We start from the raw sequence: 15,192 nt of genomic DNA, 5'->3' as shown, positions 1-15,192 counted from the left end.
TGGGAAGATTGTTTACCAACAGAAGAAATAATTAATAATAACCAAGAGAAAAAGACAAGAGAAAATAACAATTATTCCAATTACCAATTACCAATTACCAATTACCAATTACCAAATATAGCATTTCCTAGTCTAATGAAGTACAAAACTATCTACGTTTGTCAGCGTCCATCTGCGTTTAATTATTATTGCTTGTACTTCACTAAAATAGGAATTGATATACCAATTAGCGGTTCCAATTACGAATTATTTATTACCTACTCCAATTACCAATTCCCAGTAATTAAGTTTTCCCACATCTAGAACAGCATAATCAATAACTTGTAATTGCCATTTACCTTTTGCGGGTAGAGAAAGTAATTGTTTGAGGGCAGGATGCGATCGCACTGTGTAAGTATTTTGTAATTGATTACGACGACCTAATGTACGACTTTGTAATAAAATCCGCTGATTATTAGGAGCAATTAAATAAACTTCTAAATCTCCTAAAAAATCATGGGTGATATTCACGGTAACTTGGATATCTGTGACATTGACAGCTTCATTAATAGCGATCGCACTTTTAATTCCCTGTCTATTATTATCAGGAATATTCACAACTTGAGAATTTTTGACCTGAATTTGTTTATTCGTAATTTTAGCAACCGCACCCATCTGCTGCGCTAGTCTCACAGCCTTAGCAGCATTAACTTTGCCATAACCAAACCATTGACTATGACCATTACTATCATAAGTACCCCCACGCACACCCAACTGAAGATCAGGGTTATTATCCACTATTTTATCAGCCGTATCTTGGAGAATCCGTTTAACTTGTTGAGCCGTTAAATCAGGATTAGCTGATAATACCAAAGCCGCTACTCCTGCCACAATGGGAGTAGAACTGGAAGTACCACCAAAGTTTTTAGTAAAATTTCCCGCATCATAACCAGCCGCACCTATTTGATCTGTTGTAAATACTCCCAATCCAAATAGAGAAGAAACAATTGCCGGTTGTGTATAAACAAAACCAGTTTCTTGAAACCACATTCCTGGGGGAGCATTATTACTGGGAGCGCAAACAGAAACATTACCTCCCCAATTACTATAAGCAGCCTTTTTATTTAAACTAGTAGACGCAGATACAGTCATCACATCAGGATGAACAGCAAAACCGCTTAACCAATTTGTCTTCCCTTGAACAATATTTTTCGGCCAATTCTGTTCATTTATAGTCCCATTAATGGGACGATTAGCATTTCCGGCTGCGAAAACAATCACACATCCTTTCCCCTTGCGTCCATTGGTAGCAGCCCGGTTAATAGCGGCTTTTTGCCGAATAGAAAGGGGAAAATAAACAGCAGAAGCTCCCCAACTACAAGAAATTACACTTGCGCCTTTTTCTATAGCCCAATTAAAAACATCCTCAATTGATTGATCATCTAAAAAGCCAGTAGTGCGAATGGGCATCATTGCACAACCAGGTGCAACTCCCACAATTCCTGAACCATTTTCTTCAGCTACAGCTAATCCTGCACAAGCGGTCCCATGACTTGTTTCTTTTTCTCCTGGTAAGGGTAAAAAATCATTTTCTTTTAAATCTCTAGGAGCAACAATTTTACCTGTACCTTGAAAATCTGGATGTTTTAAATCAAAGGAATCATCTACTACAGCCACCACTATAGAACGCAGACCACGAGTAGTATCCCAAGCTTGTTCTACGGAAATATGCGAACCAGCTACCAATTGATTACTACTATTATGATTGAGATACCATTGCTGGGAATAAAGAGAATCTTTGGGTTTATAATTGGGTTCTTGTTGAATGAGAATATTCGGTTCAGCCGCCAAAACTTCTGGCAATGTTTGTAAATAATTGGTAATTTTAACGGGATTTTGTGTGGCTTGTTTACTAACAATAAAAATGAAGGTATTTGGTATGCCGAATACTGGTTGATCTTGAACTAAATTCAATGTACTGGTAATAGTATTAATTTTAGTATTATCTACCCAAGTAGCAAATTGAATTGTAATTTGGTCGCTGAGATAAACAAAAGTTCCGGGATTATTTTCCAATGTATAAACATGACTCACAAAGTCCACATTTTCATCATTGCGTAATTGAGACATAACTGCATCTAGCTGATTAGGAAAGACCGTATATAGTTCTAGTTTCGCTTGAGGAATACTCCGCCGCCATACGCTACCAGGAATCTGTGATAATTTTTCATGGGGAAAATTAGCATTGGGACGAATAGTAAAACGATACAACGTTTTTTCTAGCATTAACTCTTCACCACCGCGTTGTAAGGTTAGTGACTGACTTTTATTTGCTACATCTGATTTAGGAAAATCCGCAGGATTAATATTATCACTCATAAGAATTGGGGATTGGTGGAATTAGCCAAATTGAAAAAACCTTGATTCATAGGTTGGGTTGTAGAACGTTTATGTTCCCACAGCAATGGGACAAAATCCAACGCATTTGTTGGGTTTCCTTGGGTCAACCAAACCTACAAAAAATGGCGAATATATTTTGACACTCTGCGGTCTAAAGACACGCAGATTCTTTAAGACTTGCTTAAAAAGGATAGTCAATTATCCTCCTAGACGCTCAAGGCAAATACCAGTACGACAGGTATTGCAATTGCGCTTACTTTTGATTTTTTTTTGCTGCTTTTGTGAGTCCATCAATTTTTAATGTTAAACGCTCCATGATTTACCATTGCTTGTTTACCCAGGCTACAGCTATGCCGAGACGAGATAAATCAGGGGTTTCTCCTTAATAAAACACTTCTTTGCGCTGATGGTTATTCCTACTTGCTAATTAATTCTATCATGTCACCGCGAATAAATAGAGCCTCCGGCACGCTCCGCGAACGCCGTTGGCACTTCCTCCACGCATCTATTGCCAAGTGGCTTCCGTGCCTTTCCTTCTATTTGGTGAATATATTCTATTTTGTGGTGATTTGTAATTCAATTCGTTGTCCGAGTACCCCTAGAGTCCGTTCCATCGCCCAGACTTAAAGCAATGTATATTAATTTAATAGTAAGTAGTGATGGAGATATACCTTTATTTTTTAGAGGAGCATCAGGAAATGAATCAGATAAAACCGTATTCGCTCACATCTTAGTGGAATATTCTAAACAAATAGATTTTGACAGTATAATGGTTGCTGACAGTGCTTAATGAGCGTGAAACTAATTTAAAATTAATGGTGAATATGAACTGGATAAGTCGAGTCCCATTATCCATTAAAAAAGCTAAAAACTTGGTAAAAGCACTGATAAGTAAAGAACAGCAAACCAAGTGATATCAAAGGATATAGCTATCAAGAAGAGAAAGTATCTTACCCTGTTAGGATTTAGCACCTGAAAAAACTATGACTCAACCAACTACAAAAATTTGTATACTAGGTGGTGGCTTTGGTGGACTCTATACCGCCCTGCGTTTAAGCCAATTACCCTGGGAATCTACACCAAAACCTGAGATTATTTTAGTAGATCAGAGCGATCGCTTTGTCTTTTCTCCCCTGCTTTACGAACTCCTCACCAGAGAACTCCAAACCTGGGAAATCGCCCCACCATACTCAGAACTACTGCAAGGAACAGGAATCCAGTTCCACCAAGCCGCTGTTTCCGCCATAGATATCAACGAACAAACAGTCCAATTAGCAGATAAATCAGAACTAAATTATGACCGCTTAGTCTTAGCCTTAGGTGGCGAAACCCCCCTAGACTTAGTTCCCGGTGCTGTCACTCATGCTTACCCTTTCCGTACTATTACTGATGCCTACAAATTAGAAGAACGGCTGCGAATTCTCGAAGCAGCAAATCCCGAAAAAATCCGTGTCGCCATAGTTGGTGCAGGTTACAGCGGCGTAGAATTAGCCTGTAAACTAGCAGATAGAATCGGTGAAAAAGGACGTTTCCGCCTGATTGAACTTAGCGACCAAATTCTCCGCACTTCCCCAGAATTTAACCGTGAAGCCGCCAAAAAAGCCTTAGATAGCAAAGGCGTATTTATTGACTTAGAAACCAAAGTAGCAGCAATTGATCAAAATAGCATCTCTCTGGAGTATAAAAATCAAGTAGATACCATTCCCGTAGATGTAGTCATTTGGACAGTGGGAACAAAAGTTTCTCCAGTTGTCACAGCCTTACCCCTCAAGCAAAATCAGCGTGGACAAATCACCACCACAGCCCAACTACAAGCCATAGAACATCCCGAAATCTTCGCGTTAGGAGATTTAGCCGACTGTCTCGACGCAGACGGAAAACAAGTCCCCGCCACCGCCCAAGTTGCTTTCCAACAAGCTGATTATACCGCTTGGAATATCTGGGCTACTATTACCAATCGTCCCCTCCTTCCCTTCCGCTATCAACCATTAGGAGAAATGATGGCTTTGGGAATAGATAACGCCACCCTCACCGGGTTAGGTGTGCAATTAGACGGATCTTTTGCGTACTTAGCCCGTCGGCTGGCTTATCTGTATCGTTTACCAACTTTAAATCATCAGTTGAAAGTCGGTTTTAATTGGTTAGTTAGCCCTATAATAGAAGCCATTTCTAAGTAATTAAATATCCCCTAATTAAAGATAAAGATCCCCGACTTCTCAAAGAAGTCGGGGATCTGAAATGGTAAACTAGACAAATTCAGATATTATGGCTATGTATTTAGCGACTGCTGGGGACTAAAGTATTAATTCTTATGAAAAAGCCTAAAGTTATTTTTGTAGATGCTGTGGGGACATTATTTGGTGTTAAAGGTAGTGTTGGGGAAATTTACCGACAAATCGCCCAAGAATTTGGTGTAGAAGTTTCCGCCCAAATTTTGGATGAAAACTTTATGAAAAGCTTCAAAGCATCACCACCACCGATATTTATTGATGCAGATATCAAAGATATTCCCCAGCGTGAATATGATTGGTGGCAGATAATTGCTTTAAATACCTTTGAAGGTGCAGGAGTTCTCCAACAATTTACCGATTTTCCCGCTTTTTTTACCGAACTTTATATCCACTTTGGGACTTCCGAACCGTGGTATGTTTATCCTGATGTTAAGTTAGCTTTAATCAACTGGCGACGCTTAGGAATTGAATTAGGAATATTATCTAATTTTGATTCTCGTTTGTATTTAGTATTGCAAGGTTTAGGACTTAAAGAATATTTTACTTCTGTGACGATTTCTACTCAAGTCCGTGCTGCTAAACCAGATCCAGAAATTTTTAAAATTGCCTTAAACAAGCACAAGTGTTCACCGGAAGCCGCATGGCACATTGGCGACAGTATAACAGATGATTATTATGGGGCAAAATCCGCAGGAATAAGAGGTATTTGGATTAACCGTAATTCCACTGAATAATACCGTAATTGTCCGGTTAATAGAGTAATGGCAGGTTGTGGAGCGTACCGCGTCTTGGCTTAGTGATGGATTCTAAAAACACTGAAAACCATAAAAGTAAGCGCAATTTCGACACCTTGATTGGCAGTTGTTTTGAGCGTTTAGGCGGCGTTTGACGGTCGCAGCGAGATTAGATTGAGCTAAACTCTTAATTTAATTCTGTCAGTAGAATCTCAGTGGCTTGGCTCCATGAGAGTGTCAAATTCATAAGTTATCGCTGTTACCTCTAGAAATTAGATGGTTAAATGAAAAAACTAATTGGCAAAATGCAGAAGGTTTAGAAATGGCGAAAAATCTGCCATTGGCTTTAAAGAAACGATTTTTGAGAGATTCTTATTCTTAACTCCTTCTTTCTACCTCGGTGACTCTAGAAGTTCAAATGGCATGATATGACGATATATTTAAATATCTGGCGTTGCTGAATTGAGAGATGAAAAGCAAAAATTCCATGTCTGAAACTCTTAAACTTTGCGCCTTTGCGCCTTTGCGTGAGGCAAATTCATACTTTCATTCACCAATGCCAAATATCTACATTGTCTCAATTTATCGTTTGTTTTTGAATCTATGAAGTCTTATTTAGCCGCCGCTATTCAAATGACCAGTGTGCCTGATTTGCAAAAAAACCTGGCACAAGCAGAAGAATTAATTGATTTGTCCGTGCGTCAGGGTGCGGAATTGGTGAGTTTACCAGAAAATTTCTCTTTTATGGGAGAAGAAAAAGATAAACTAGCACAAGGAAATGCGATCGCCCAAGAAACGGAAACATTTCTCCACAAAATGGCACAACGCTTTCAAATTACCATTCTCGGCGGCGGCTTCCCTATCCCTGTGGATCATAACGGTAAGGTTTATAATACAGCATTACTTATCGGTGCTAACGGTCAAGAACTCGCCCGTTACCAAAAAGTCCATTTATTTGATGTCAATGTTCCTGATGGTAATACCTACCAAGAATCAAGTACCGTCATGGCTGGACTGGAATTACCTCCTGTTTATGCTTCCCCTGACTTGGGGAAAATTGGCCTTTCTATTTGCTATGATGTCCGTTTTCCCGAACTGTACCGACATTTATCAAGTCAGGGTGCAGATATTTTATTTGTTCCCGCCGCTTTTACCGCTTTTACTGGTAAAGACCATTGGCAAGTATTATTGCAATCTAGAGCCATAGAAAATACCTGTTATGTGATTGCACCCGCCCAAACTGGTACTAACTATGACCGTCGCCAAACTCATGGCCACGCCATGATTATTGACCCTTGGGGTGTCATTTTAGCAGACGCTGGGGAAAAACCGGGAGTGGCGATCGCCGAAATCAAACCTACCAGACTAGAACAAGTCCGCCGACAAATGCCATCCCTACAGCATCGCGTATTTTAGCCACTCAGACTCCCGCACATCCCCAACTTCTTCAAGAAGTCGGGGATCTTTCCTAAGTAAAATCTTTTTTCCCAAAACACTTGACATTATCCCAAGAGAACTGCTATATTCTCTATAGTGAAATCATTGGGGCGTAGCCAAGTGGTAAGGCAGTGGGTTTTGGTCCCGCCATCCCTAGGTTCGAATCCTAGCGCCCCAGTTATATAGAAGGCAAGTTTTTAACGCTTGCCTTTTTTGTTTTTACATTGCACCAAGCTGGAAAAAGTTCTTCTTCTGTCGCTTGGATTCAACAAAGCAAAACCCAAGGCATTTATTAAGTCATATATTAGGCTCTCGCAAGGGATAAGCACTATCACTACGCAACTTTGACGCGAACAATCCAACCTAAGAATTAAATTGGCTAAAGGTATTGCTGGTACCTCCTCCCAAGATAAATATTTGCAGAAAATTTATGTTCCTCACACTGATTAGACATATATCTAGTTGAAGGTATTAGCCAAGAACTACTTGCTGAATATTTTCTGTTAAGTATATCTGTAATCAGAGGAAGAATAAGTATTGATTATTAAACAGAAAACATTGAGTATCAAATATCTCTAAAAGTTTTCTAATTATCATCTTCTTCCAGATATATTATTGAATTTGAGAGGAATATAATTGTGGCTACAAATGCGATAACGTTAAAAAAATTGCTTAATAGCTATACACATAGTGTAGTTGATATCAAAAAAATAACTGCGATTGCACTTCACCACCGTTGGTTTATTCTAGGGATTTCTTGTGCGGTTATGTCAGTAACAAGCCTCTTAGCTATTACTAGTAAACCAACTTATCAAAGCTATATGCAAATATTGGTAAGTTATAATTCAGATAAATCTTTACCAGCTAGTAAGCCAGAAAAAACGACAAAAGACTTACAAAAACCACAGTTATCATCTATTGACTACAGTAGTCAAGTGAAATTAATGCTGAGTGCTAAATTAGTGCAAAAAGCTGTAAATTTACTTCATACTGATTATCCACAGATGACCATAGAAGATATTTATAGTAACAGCAAAATTGATAGAACTTCATCTTTATCACTAACTCAGTTACCAGTAGATACAGAAGTTAATCAAAATTTAAACCAAGTATTTTCGATCTCTTTTACAGACAAAGATCCTCTGAAAAGTAAAAGAGTATTACAAGCTTTAGAGAAAGTATATCAGGACTATAATACCGATCAAAAAAATCAGCGGATTAATCAAGGGTTAGTATTTGTTAATAACCATCTACCGCAACTGCAAAAAGATGTATTAAAAGCCGAGAAAAAATTAGAAAAATTTCGTCAACAGAATAATTTAATTGATCCAATTTTACAAAGTAAAATTTCACTACAGTCTTTAGCAGATATTCAAAAGCAGCGACAAAAAACTCGCGCTCAACTGCAAGATGTACAGACTCGACATAACAGTATAGAAGAAGCAATTGCTTCTTCTCATCAAAATCAAATAAATATTGATGATTCCCTTGAATCTCGCCAATATCAAGCCTTAATTCGTGAACTTAAGCAAACAGAAAAGGAATTAACTCAAGCTCGGATACTTTACACAGAAAAATATCCAATTATTGAACAACTGAAACAAAAAAAACAAATTATCGTCACACTATTACAACAACAAGGACAAAATAAAGCCGTTGATATCAATAGTAAATCAAAATTATCAGGACAAATAATACCTAAGTTAGAAAATGATTTAACTCAATTAAAAGTGAACGCATTAGGACTAATTGCTCATGATCGTGATTTGGCAAAATCCGAACAAGAAATTCGTTCCTTGCTGAGTACATACCCAAATTTGATTACAGAATATAAGAGGTTAGTTGCAAATGTAGAAATTTATCGCAAAACACTGCAACAATTGACGCAAGTGCAAAATTCATTAGGTGTAAAAATTGCTCAAGAAGGTTTTAATTGGCAAATTTTAGAAGAACCCGCTTTGGGAATACATATAGGAAATTTGCGCTGGTTGCTAATTGTTGGCGGCATATTAATTGGTCCAATATTGGGTTTAGCAGCAGCTTTAATTTGGGGAAAATTTAATAATGCAATTTTCTATACTCAGGACTTACAAAATCTCACAAATATTCAGTTATTGGGGTCAGTACCAAGATTAGGAAAACGTAAAGATAGTTGGACAAGCCAACTCCAATCTATAGTTAGAGATAAATCTAAAAATCTGGATATTTCTCATCAGGGAATTATTAAAAATTTACCTAATCATCAGAACTTAGATATTATTTACCAGAATATTCAGATGTTAAATAATTCTCTACCTTTAAAATCATTGATGTTAACTTCTGCACTACCAGGAGAAGGAAAAACAACTTTGGCTTTAGGGTTGGGGTCTAGTGCGGCTCGAATGCACCAAAGAGTATTAATAATTGATGCTAACCTGCGTTCTCCCAGTTTACATAAAACTCTAGGGCTGACCAATGATTGGGGTTTATCTTTATTACTTGTTGATGATATTAATCCATCATTTCATAATTATATTCAACCCATTCACCCAGCTATTGATGTTTTGACTGCTGGCCCCATACCAGAAGATGTGGCAAATTTGTTGAGTTCTGAGCGAATGCAAGAATTAATGGATTTATTTGCCCAAAATTATGATTTAGTGCTGATAGATGCGCCCTCTGTTTTAGATACAGTTGATGGTAGAATTGTCGCTTCTTTATGTAATGGGATTATTATGGTAGGACGCATTGGTAAAGTTACTCCCAATAAACTGATGGAAGCTACAGAAATTTTAAGCAAGTTAAATCTAATTGGTATTATTGGGAATGAAGTTTATGATGCTCCCCAAATATTGACACCATGAAAAAAGGAGTCAGGAGTCAGGAGTTTAGAAGAAGAAAGAAGAAAGAAAATTACCGAGTTTCCAGTTCTCAATCTGTCTGTTTAGAGAATTGCTGAACTAGAATAGTAGACGCTTGTGATCAAACAATAGTATGAAATTCCCACTGTTATTAGGCAATTTGTTTTCTGAGATTAAAGGTAGACATTGGTGGATAGGTATCCTGATGTGGTTTGTATTACTTGCTCCTGCACAAGCATCTGTAATTCTGCGTGTGGCAATTGAAAGAGAAGTCAAACAGGTAAAAGTCGGTGCTTCCACAACCGCTATTGTCAAAGATAGTAGTGGTAAGACTCTGGGAGAATTACCAGGAATGAGTGCCTTTGCGGCTCAAGCAGTTCCTGGAGGTGTAGCTTTAGATAGATGGCAATCCGGGTTATTTTGGATAGAACCCACCAATAAGGGATATGTTTATATTGGCGATCGCTGGTTTCGTGGTAGAACCCTAGTAGTACCCACAGCCAACGGTTTAACTGCCGTTAACTGGGTAGATTTAGAAGAATATCTCTACAGCGTCATTGGTGGAGAAATGGATACTAGCTGGCCACAAGAAGCCCTCAAGGCCCAAGCCATTGCTGCCCGTACCTATGCCCTTTATGAACGGGAAAGACAGCGGAAAAATCCCGTTTACGATTTAGGGGATAGTCCAGACCGTTGGCAAATTTATAAAGGTGTAAGTAGTGAATCTCCTAAAACTTACACCGCAGCAGATACCACCGCAGGCAAAGTCTTAACCTACAATAACCAAATCATTCTTTCCGTCTTTCACGCTTGTTCTGGTGGACACACTGAAAACGTTGAAGATGTTTGGGTTAGCAAAGAACCTTACCTGCGGGCTGTTCCCGACTTTGACCAAAAGATCAAAGAATGTAACTGGGTAAAAACCTTCACTCCCGGAGAAATTAGCGCCAGAATTTCCGGTGTTGGTAATGTCAAAGACATGATTATCGAAACTCTTTCACCTTTCAAAAGTGTCAAATCCTTAAAAATTATTGGTGATAAAGGGACTAAAGTTCTCCAAGGTGAAGAAGTGAGAACCGCACTCAAAATTAAAAGTACCCGGTTTATTGTTAGTAAAGATGCAAATGGCGGTTTTGTTCTGCAAGGATTAGGTTTTGGTCACGGTTTAGGAATGAGCCAATGGGGAGCTTACGAATTAGCAAAACGTGGTGCAAACCACTTGCAAATTTTAGGATATTACTACAAAGGTGTAGCCCTGACACCTATTCAGGCAAAGTAGCAGAAGAAGGAGTCAGGAGTCAGGAGTCAGGAGTCAGGAGTCAGGAGTCAGGAGTCAGGAGTCAGGAGTCAGGAGTCAGGAGGAATAAAGAAAGAATAAAGAAGAAACAAGCAAATTTCTCTTCTATTCCCTATTCCCTATTCCCTGTTCCCTGTTCCCTGTTCCCTATTTGCTTATTCTGAAATTCCTGTTCTAACAAATCTGCTTCTGTAGAATAAACAGAATCTTCTTTACCAATAACTTTTTCTGTGGCAAATTCACGAGCAAAAGCGATCTTTTTCTGCAAAGAAGCATCTGCACCTGCTAATAATCTAGCTCGTTCTTGACGTTGAAGATTGCGAGTAGAAACCTGATCATTGCGTCGTTTAATCCAAAAATACCGGATTAAAGGAATAGCTAAAAAACCAATACCATAAGCTAATAGAAGTCCATAAATCCCTTGCACAAAAGCGACTAATCCCCCAATTTGAGTCGCAATTGTGCCATTTTTCAATAAATTACCCAGGATTAAAGCCCCAACAAAATTCACTCCTCCCAAACCAGCACTGAGCATAAGTTGTCCAGAACTGGCAGAACTAAACTTCCAGGAAAATTCATGCAAATATTCAGATATTGAGCGCCGCTGTTTTTTACTTGCTCTTACCTGTAACTCAGGGAAATAATAAACTATTTGCCCGTCAGAACTTACCTGGGGCATTCCATTAAATCTTACCAGCACAGGCAGCATATAATCCTCATATTCTTGTTGATATTTTGCGCCAATATCATCTAAATAAGGAGCAATTTGTTCTGCAACTACAGCACCTTGATTATTACTAATCACAGCCCCAATTTCTTCCCAGCGACGTTCTTCCAAATTGGCGTTAGGATCACCATCACCAAAGAGGAATGAAAACACAGCTTCAAAAAAATTCATTTCATTATTTTCACCCCGTTCCCCCCGTCGTTCTTGGTAGCTATCACGATGATTTGGGCTAAAATACCAGAATAAATCTGGAAAGAAAAAGAAATTAAAACCTTTAGAATTATTACTGCGATTGTCATTATCCCGATCTGAACTAGCAGTCATGATAATGATAATAGTCAGAGTAATCAGCAAAATAGAAGCAACTAAAAGGACACCAAAGGAAATCCGAATTAGATAAAATAGCACAGACCAAACTTTTTTCCACCATTCTTGCAACCGGATTTGCAAGTATTTATTGCGGATAATATCCCGAAAATTTTTGGGAAATTGGTAAACAACATCACCTGATTCTGCAACCTGCAAATGTCCCCCAGCGTCAGCAGCAAGGGCTAATAAACTTTGGTTGACTTCAGCTATATTTAATCCTATCTGGGTGGCTACATCACCAACTGTGACTCGGTAGCCCAGTTGTTCCACAGAACGCATAATGGCGGGATTGGGAGTCATAAATTTGCCATTTTGTTATATTTTGGTTTACCTTTATTCAGTATAATTGAACTAAAATTTCTTTTCTTTGCAATTCTTAATTGCAATCATACTTTTCACAAATTAGCTAGGATTTATATATACACCTATGGTTCAGTACAGTCTCGCTCAAAGCCCGGAACTTATCCTGATTGTTCCTGGTAAAGATTCCGCTAAAGCCCGTGATAAAGCCATGGATCAACTAATGGAACTCATGGAGGCTGGTGAATTACCAACGGAACTAGAAGAGGGATTTGGTCCGCAACAATTAATTGAGGTGAAAGAACCAACTACAGATACTTCTAGCCGTGAAGACGAAATTACCCAAGCCGTGCAAATTCTCAGTAATTTAGCTTCCTTGAAGTTAAAAGTCCAAGAATCACGCACTGAAGCCTTAGAAATTCGTCAAGCCATTGATGTGCTGTTTTCCGATAAATCTGTCACCGAGGAAGAAATAACCCATCTTAAAGAAGGTTTTAAAGTTCTCAAAAATTTTGCTCAAGCTAATCTGCGTTACCAGGAAGCGAGGGGAAAAGCAGAACAAGCTAGACAAGTTTTAGATCAAGCTCTCAAATCACCGGAGTAATATTAGATTGGATATCTCCAGAAAATAATGTAGAGACGTTCCATGGAACGTCTCTACAAGGGTTTTAGGATACGCATATTTAAATTCGGTCGTTGTCTATTAAATTTGTTCTCTTTCTGTTGGACTATCTCTTCTTGAGGATTGAGATTCAATCATATTCAGATAAGATATTTGCATAACCAAAGACTTCTGTAGTAACACACTATATAGGGTTTGCTGAAAAAGTCTTTTGGTGAGGGCTAGGAGTCAGGAGTCAGGAGTCAGGAGTCAGGAGGAAGAATTAGAAGGAGGTAAGAATAGTTTCAAATCTGAGAAAGTGATAAGTTTTTGATGGTTTTAACGCTTATTCCTTGCACCTAATTCACCTTTTTCAACTCTGAAACTCCTAATATATCTAGGTTTTCGGTTTATTCAGCAAGCCCTATATAATAAAAGGGAAATATGATCAATACCTTAGTCAAATTACGAGGGTGAGATGATAATGCTTTAACCATGAACTCCCGTTCCTCGCTCTTGCTTGGCAAAAACAATCACCCCTAAAAATTCCTTAAAGGTTTCCGACAAGGATTTTTTAAATGTATTGACGGTAGGATAAGGGTTTTAGATTCTAAACTACCTTTTCATCGAAACGCTTATATATGATTATTTTTGCCGTTTTTGCCAAAAATTATCAAGGCTCTTATTTTGGCAATAGTATTGATGATTAATCTAATTTGGACGGCTGCTGTTGTACTCTTTGTCCTCTGGCTGTTAGGATTCTCGGTTCATGTCGGAGGTAGCTTAATTCATCTGCTTTTAGTTTTAGCTCTAATTGGAATAGTTTACAATTTACTAGTTGGTCGCCGCATAGTCTAATTTTTGAGGATGCAAGGCTGTATCTGAGGTTTGAATACAAGCACTGAAGTTATAGCCATATTAATAAAAATCCCAAACTTATGAATAGAAATCCTCATGAACGAAGCAATTCTGCGCGAAGGCAAGAACTTCGTAGTGAAGAAGAAAGTTTCCGACTGCAACAGGAAGAGGGACGACTTGAATCTGGCAAACGGAGATCTATATTTGCCTGGATTATCAATAGCATTTACCTGCTAGTGGGAATGCTGGAAATCCTGCTGATGTTACGCTTCTTTCTGCGTTTTTCCGGGGCAAATACGCAAAATACTTTTGCCCAGTTTATTTACAATCTTTCTGCTCCCTTCATTGCGCCATTTTCCACCTTGTTAATTAGTCCTGTTGCTGGTGGTGGAGCGAATGTTTTTGATGTCAATGTCCTAATTGCAATTATCGTGTATGCTCTCTTAGGCTGGCTCAGTGTATGGCTGGTCAAATTTCTCGCTGGTCGGTAGAGAAAAGTTGAAAAATGAACGGATTTAATTTAATACTATTGTTAAGCCCTGAGAGTGTCAAGAGTTCTAGAGAAATTTGCCACAGCAATGGATGGGTGTGATATTATAGGAAACTGCTACACAAATTTAAAAACAATCACAATTTAAGCGACCATGGCTCTGACTCAACAGCGCAAACAAGAAATAATTTCTGGCTTCCAAGTTCATGAAACCGACACCGGTTCGGCTGATGTCCAAATTGCCATGCTAACTGACCGCATTAACAAGCTCAGTCAACATTTGCAAGCTAACAAAAAAGACCATTCCTCCCGCAGAGGACTGTTGAAGATGATTGGTCAAAGAAAGAGTCTTCTGGCTTATATCCAAGCAGGTAGTCAAGAAAAATATAAAGCTTTAATTACTCGTCTCGGTATTCGCGGTTAGGAACTAATTCTTATGGCTGCTGAAGAATCGGAACGTAGTCCATTGCCTTTTGAGCCAAACAAAAAGCGTCCCAAACCCGCTAAGACTGTAACTAAGTCCGTCATTAAAAATCAAGAAACCCAGGAAAAACCGCAACAGCAACGTCGTTATTCTAAACAAGAAATGGCGATTCCTGAAGTAGTCAGCCAGCGAATGATTCGCAGAGTGGCTGGTTTTTGCGGTATTCCCACAGCTTTAGGGATTACTAGTTTGATAGTTAGCTATCTATTAGTTACCTTGGCTGATATCCAACTTCCGCCTATCGCCGTTTTATTGGTGAATATGGGATTGTTTGGGTTAGGTGTGGTGGGAATTACTTATGGTGTTCTTTCTGCTTCTTGGGATGAAGAAACACCGGGAACTTTTCTAGGTTTTGATGAATTTAGCACTAACTGGGGAAGGATGACCGAAGTTTGGCGTGATACCCAGAAAAAGAACGTCTAACAAGCAGCGTCCAGGTAATAAC

At 38.7% G+C, this 15,192-nt stretch carries 13 protein-coding genes and 1 tRNA gene; 12 read left to right on the top strand and 2 right to left on the bottom strand.

Annotated elements, in window-relative coordinates:
• Window positions 1-246: 246 nt before the first annotated feature.
• On the bottom strand, window positions 247-2,358 hold the full coding sequence (locus ANA_RS08305; protein ID WP_015079615.1) for a S8 family serine peptidase: 2,112 nt from the start codon (window positions 2,356-2,358) through the stop codon (window positions 247-249).
• Window positions 2,359-3,010: 652 nt separating this feature from the next.
• Between ANA_RS08305 and ANA_RS26995 the strand changes: the two genes are divergently transcribed.
• The 7 genes from ANA_RS26995 to ANA_RS08275 all read left to right on the top strand — a co-directional run bounded on the left by ANA_RS26995 (window position 3,011) and on the right by ANA_RS08275 (window position 10,900).
• A complete protein-coding gene (locus tag ANA_RS26995; protein WP_174782924.1) occupies window positions 3,011-3,169 on the top strand; it encodes a hypothetical protein in 159 nt (52 codons plus the stop codon).
• Window positions 3,170-3,362: 193 nt separating this feature from the next.
• On the top strand, window positions 3,363-4,556 hold the full coding sequence (locus ANA_RS08300) for an NAD(P)/FAD-dependent oxidoreductase (RefSeq protein ID WP_015079614.1): 1,194 nt from the start codon (window positions 3,363-3,365) through the stop codon (window positions 4,554-4,556).
• Window positions 4,557-4,690: 134 nt separating this feature from the next.
• Entirely contained in the window at window positions 4,691-5,344 is a 654-nt protein-coding gene (locus ANA_RS08295; protein ID WP_015079613.1) for an HAD-IA family hydrolase, read from the top strand.
• 603 nt (window positions 5,345-5,947) lie between these two features.
• Window positions 5,948-6,760: a carbon-nitrogen hydrolase family protein gene (locus ANA_RS08290; RefSeq protein WP_015079612.1), complete on the top strand. Its 813-nt coding sequence runs from the start codon at window positions 5,948-5,950 to the stop codon at window positions 6,758-6,760.
• Window positions 6,761-6,887: 127 nt separating this feature from the next.
• A tRNA-Gln gene (locus ANA_RS08285) sits at window positions 6,888-6,959 on the top strand.
• 460 nt (window positions 6,960-7,419) lie between these two features.
• On the top strand, window positions 7,420-9,624 hold the full coding sequence (locus ANA_RS08280) for a GumC family protein (protein ID WP_015079611.1): 2,205 nt from the start codon (window positions 7,420-7,422) through the stop codon (window positions 9,622-9,624).
• A 130-nt stretch (window positions 9,625-9,754) separates the two neighbouring features.
• Window positions 9,755-10,900 (top strand): SpoIID/LytB domain-containing protein, encoded by a 1,146-nt coding sequence (locus ANA_RS08275; RefSeq protein ID WP_041457843.1) that lies wholly within the window; start codon window positions 9,755-9,757, stop codon window positions 10,898-10,900.
• 130 nt (window positions 10,901-11,030) lie between these two features.
• Here the strand turns inward: ANA_RS08275 and ANA_RS08270 are convergent, their stop codons facing one another.
• Entirely contained in the window at window positions 11,031-12,314 is a 1,284-nt protein-coding gene (locus tag ANA_RS08270; protein ID WP_015079609.1) for a hypothetical protein, read from the bottom strand.
• 127 nt (window positions 12,315-12,441) lie between these two features.
• Here ANA_RS08270 and ANA_RS08265 point away from each other — a divergent pair, with 127 nt between their 5' ends.
• From ANA_RS08265 to ANA_RS08250, 5 genes are all read left to right on the top strand, one after another.
• The gene (locus ANA_RS08265) at window positions 12,442-12,918 is read left to right on the top strand and encodes a hypothetical protein (RefSeq protein WP_015079608.1); all 477 of its coding nucleotides are present in this window, start codon (window positions 12,442-12,444) and stop codon (window positions 12,916-12,918) included.
• 699 nt (window positions 12,919-13,617) lie between these two features.
• A complete protein-coding gene (locus tag ANA_RS25750) occupies window positions 13,618-13,773 on the top strand; it encodes a lmo0937 family membrane protein (RefSeq protein ID WP_148279107.1) in 156 nt (51 codons plus the stop codon).
• Between the two features lie 80 nt (window positions 13,774-13,853).
• Window positions 13,854-14,264 carry a YggT family protein gene (locus tag ANA_RS08260; RefSeq protein WP_015079607.1) on the top strand — a complete coding sequence of 137 codons (411 nt, stop codon included), beginning with the start codon at window positions 13,854-13,856 and terminating at the stop codon, window positions 14,262-14,264.
• Between the two features lie 153 nt (window positions 14,265-14,417).
• Window positions 14,418-14,687: a 30S ribosomal protein S15 gene (rpsO, locus tag ANA_RS08255; protein ID WP_015079606.1), complete on the top strand. Its 270-nt coding sequence runs from the start codon at window positions 14,418-14,420 to the stop codon at window positions 14,685-14,687.
• A 12-nt stretch (window positions 14,688-14,699) separates the two neighbouring features.
• Window positions 14,700-15,170 (top strand): PAM68 family protein, encoded by a 471-nt coding sequence (locus tag ANA_RS08250; protein ID WP_015079605.1) that lies wholly within the window; start codon window positions 14,700-14,702, stop codon window positions 15,168-15,170.
• Window positions 15,171-15,192: the final 22 nt, after the last annotated feature.

The sequence above is a fragment of the Anabaena sp. 90 genome (genome assembly GCF_000312705.1).
GTDB classification, from domain to species: domain Bacteria; phylum Cyanobacteriota; class Cyanobacteriia; order Cyanobacteriales; family Nostocaceae; genus Dolichospermum; species Dolichospermum lemmermannii.
This window is presented reverse-complemented; position numbering and strand designations above follow the sequence as displayed.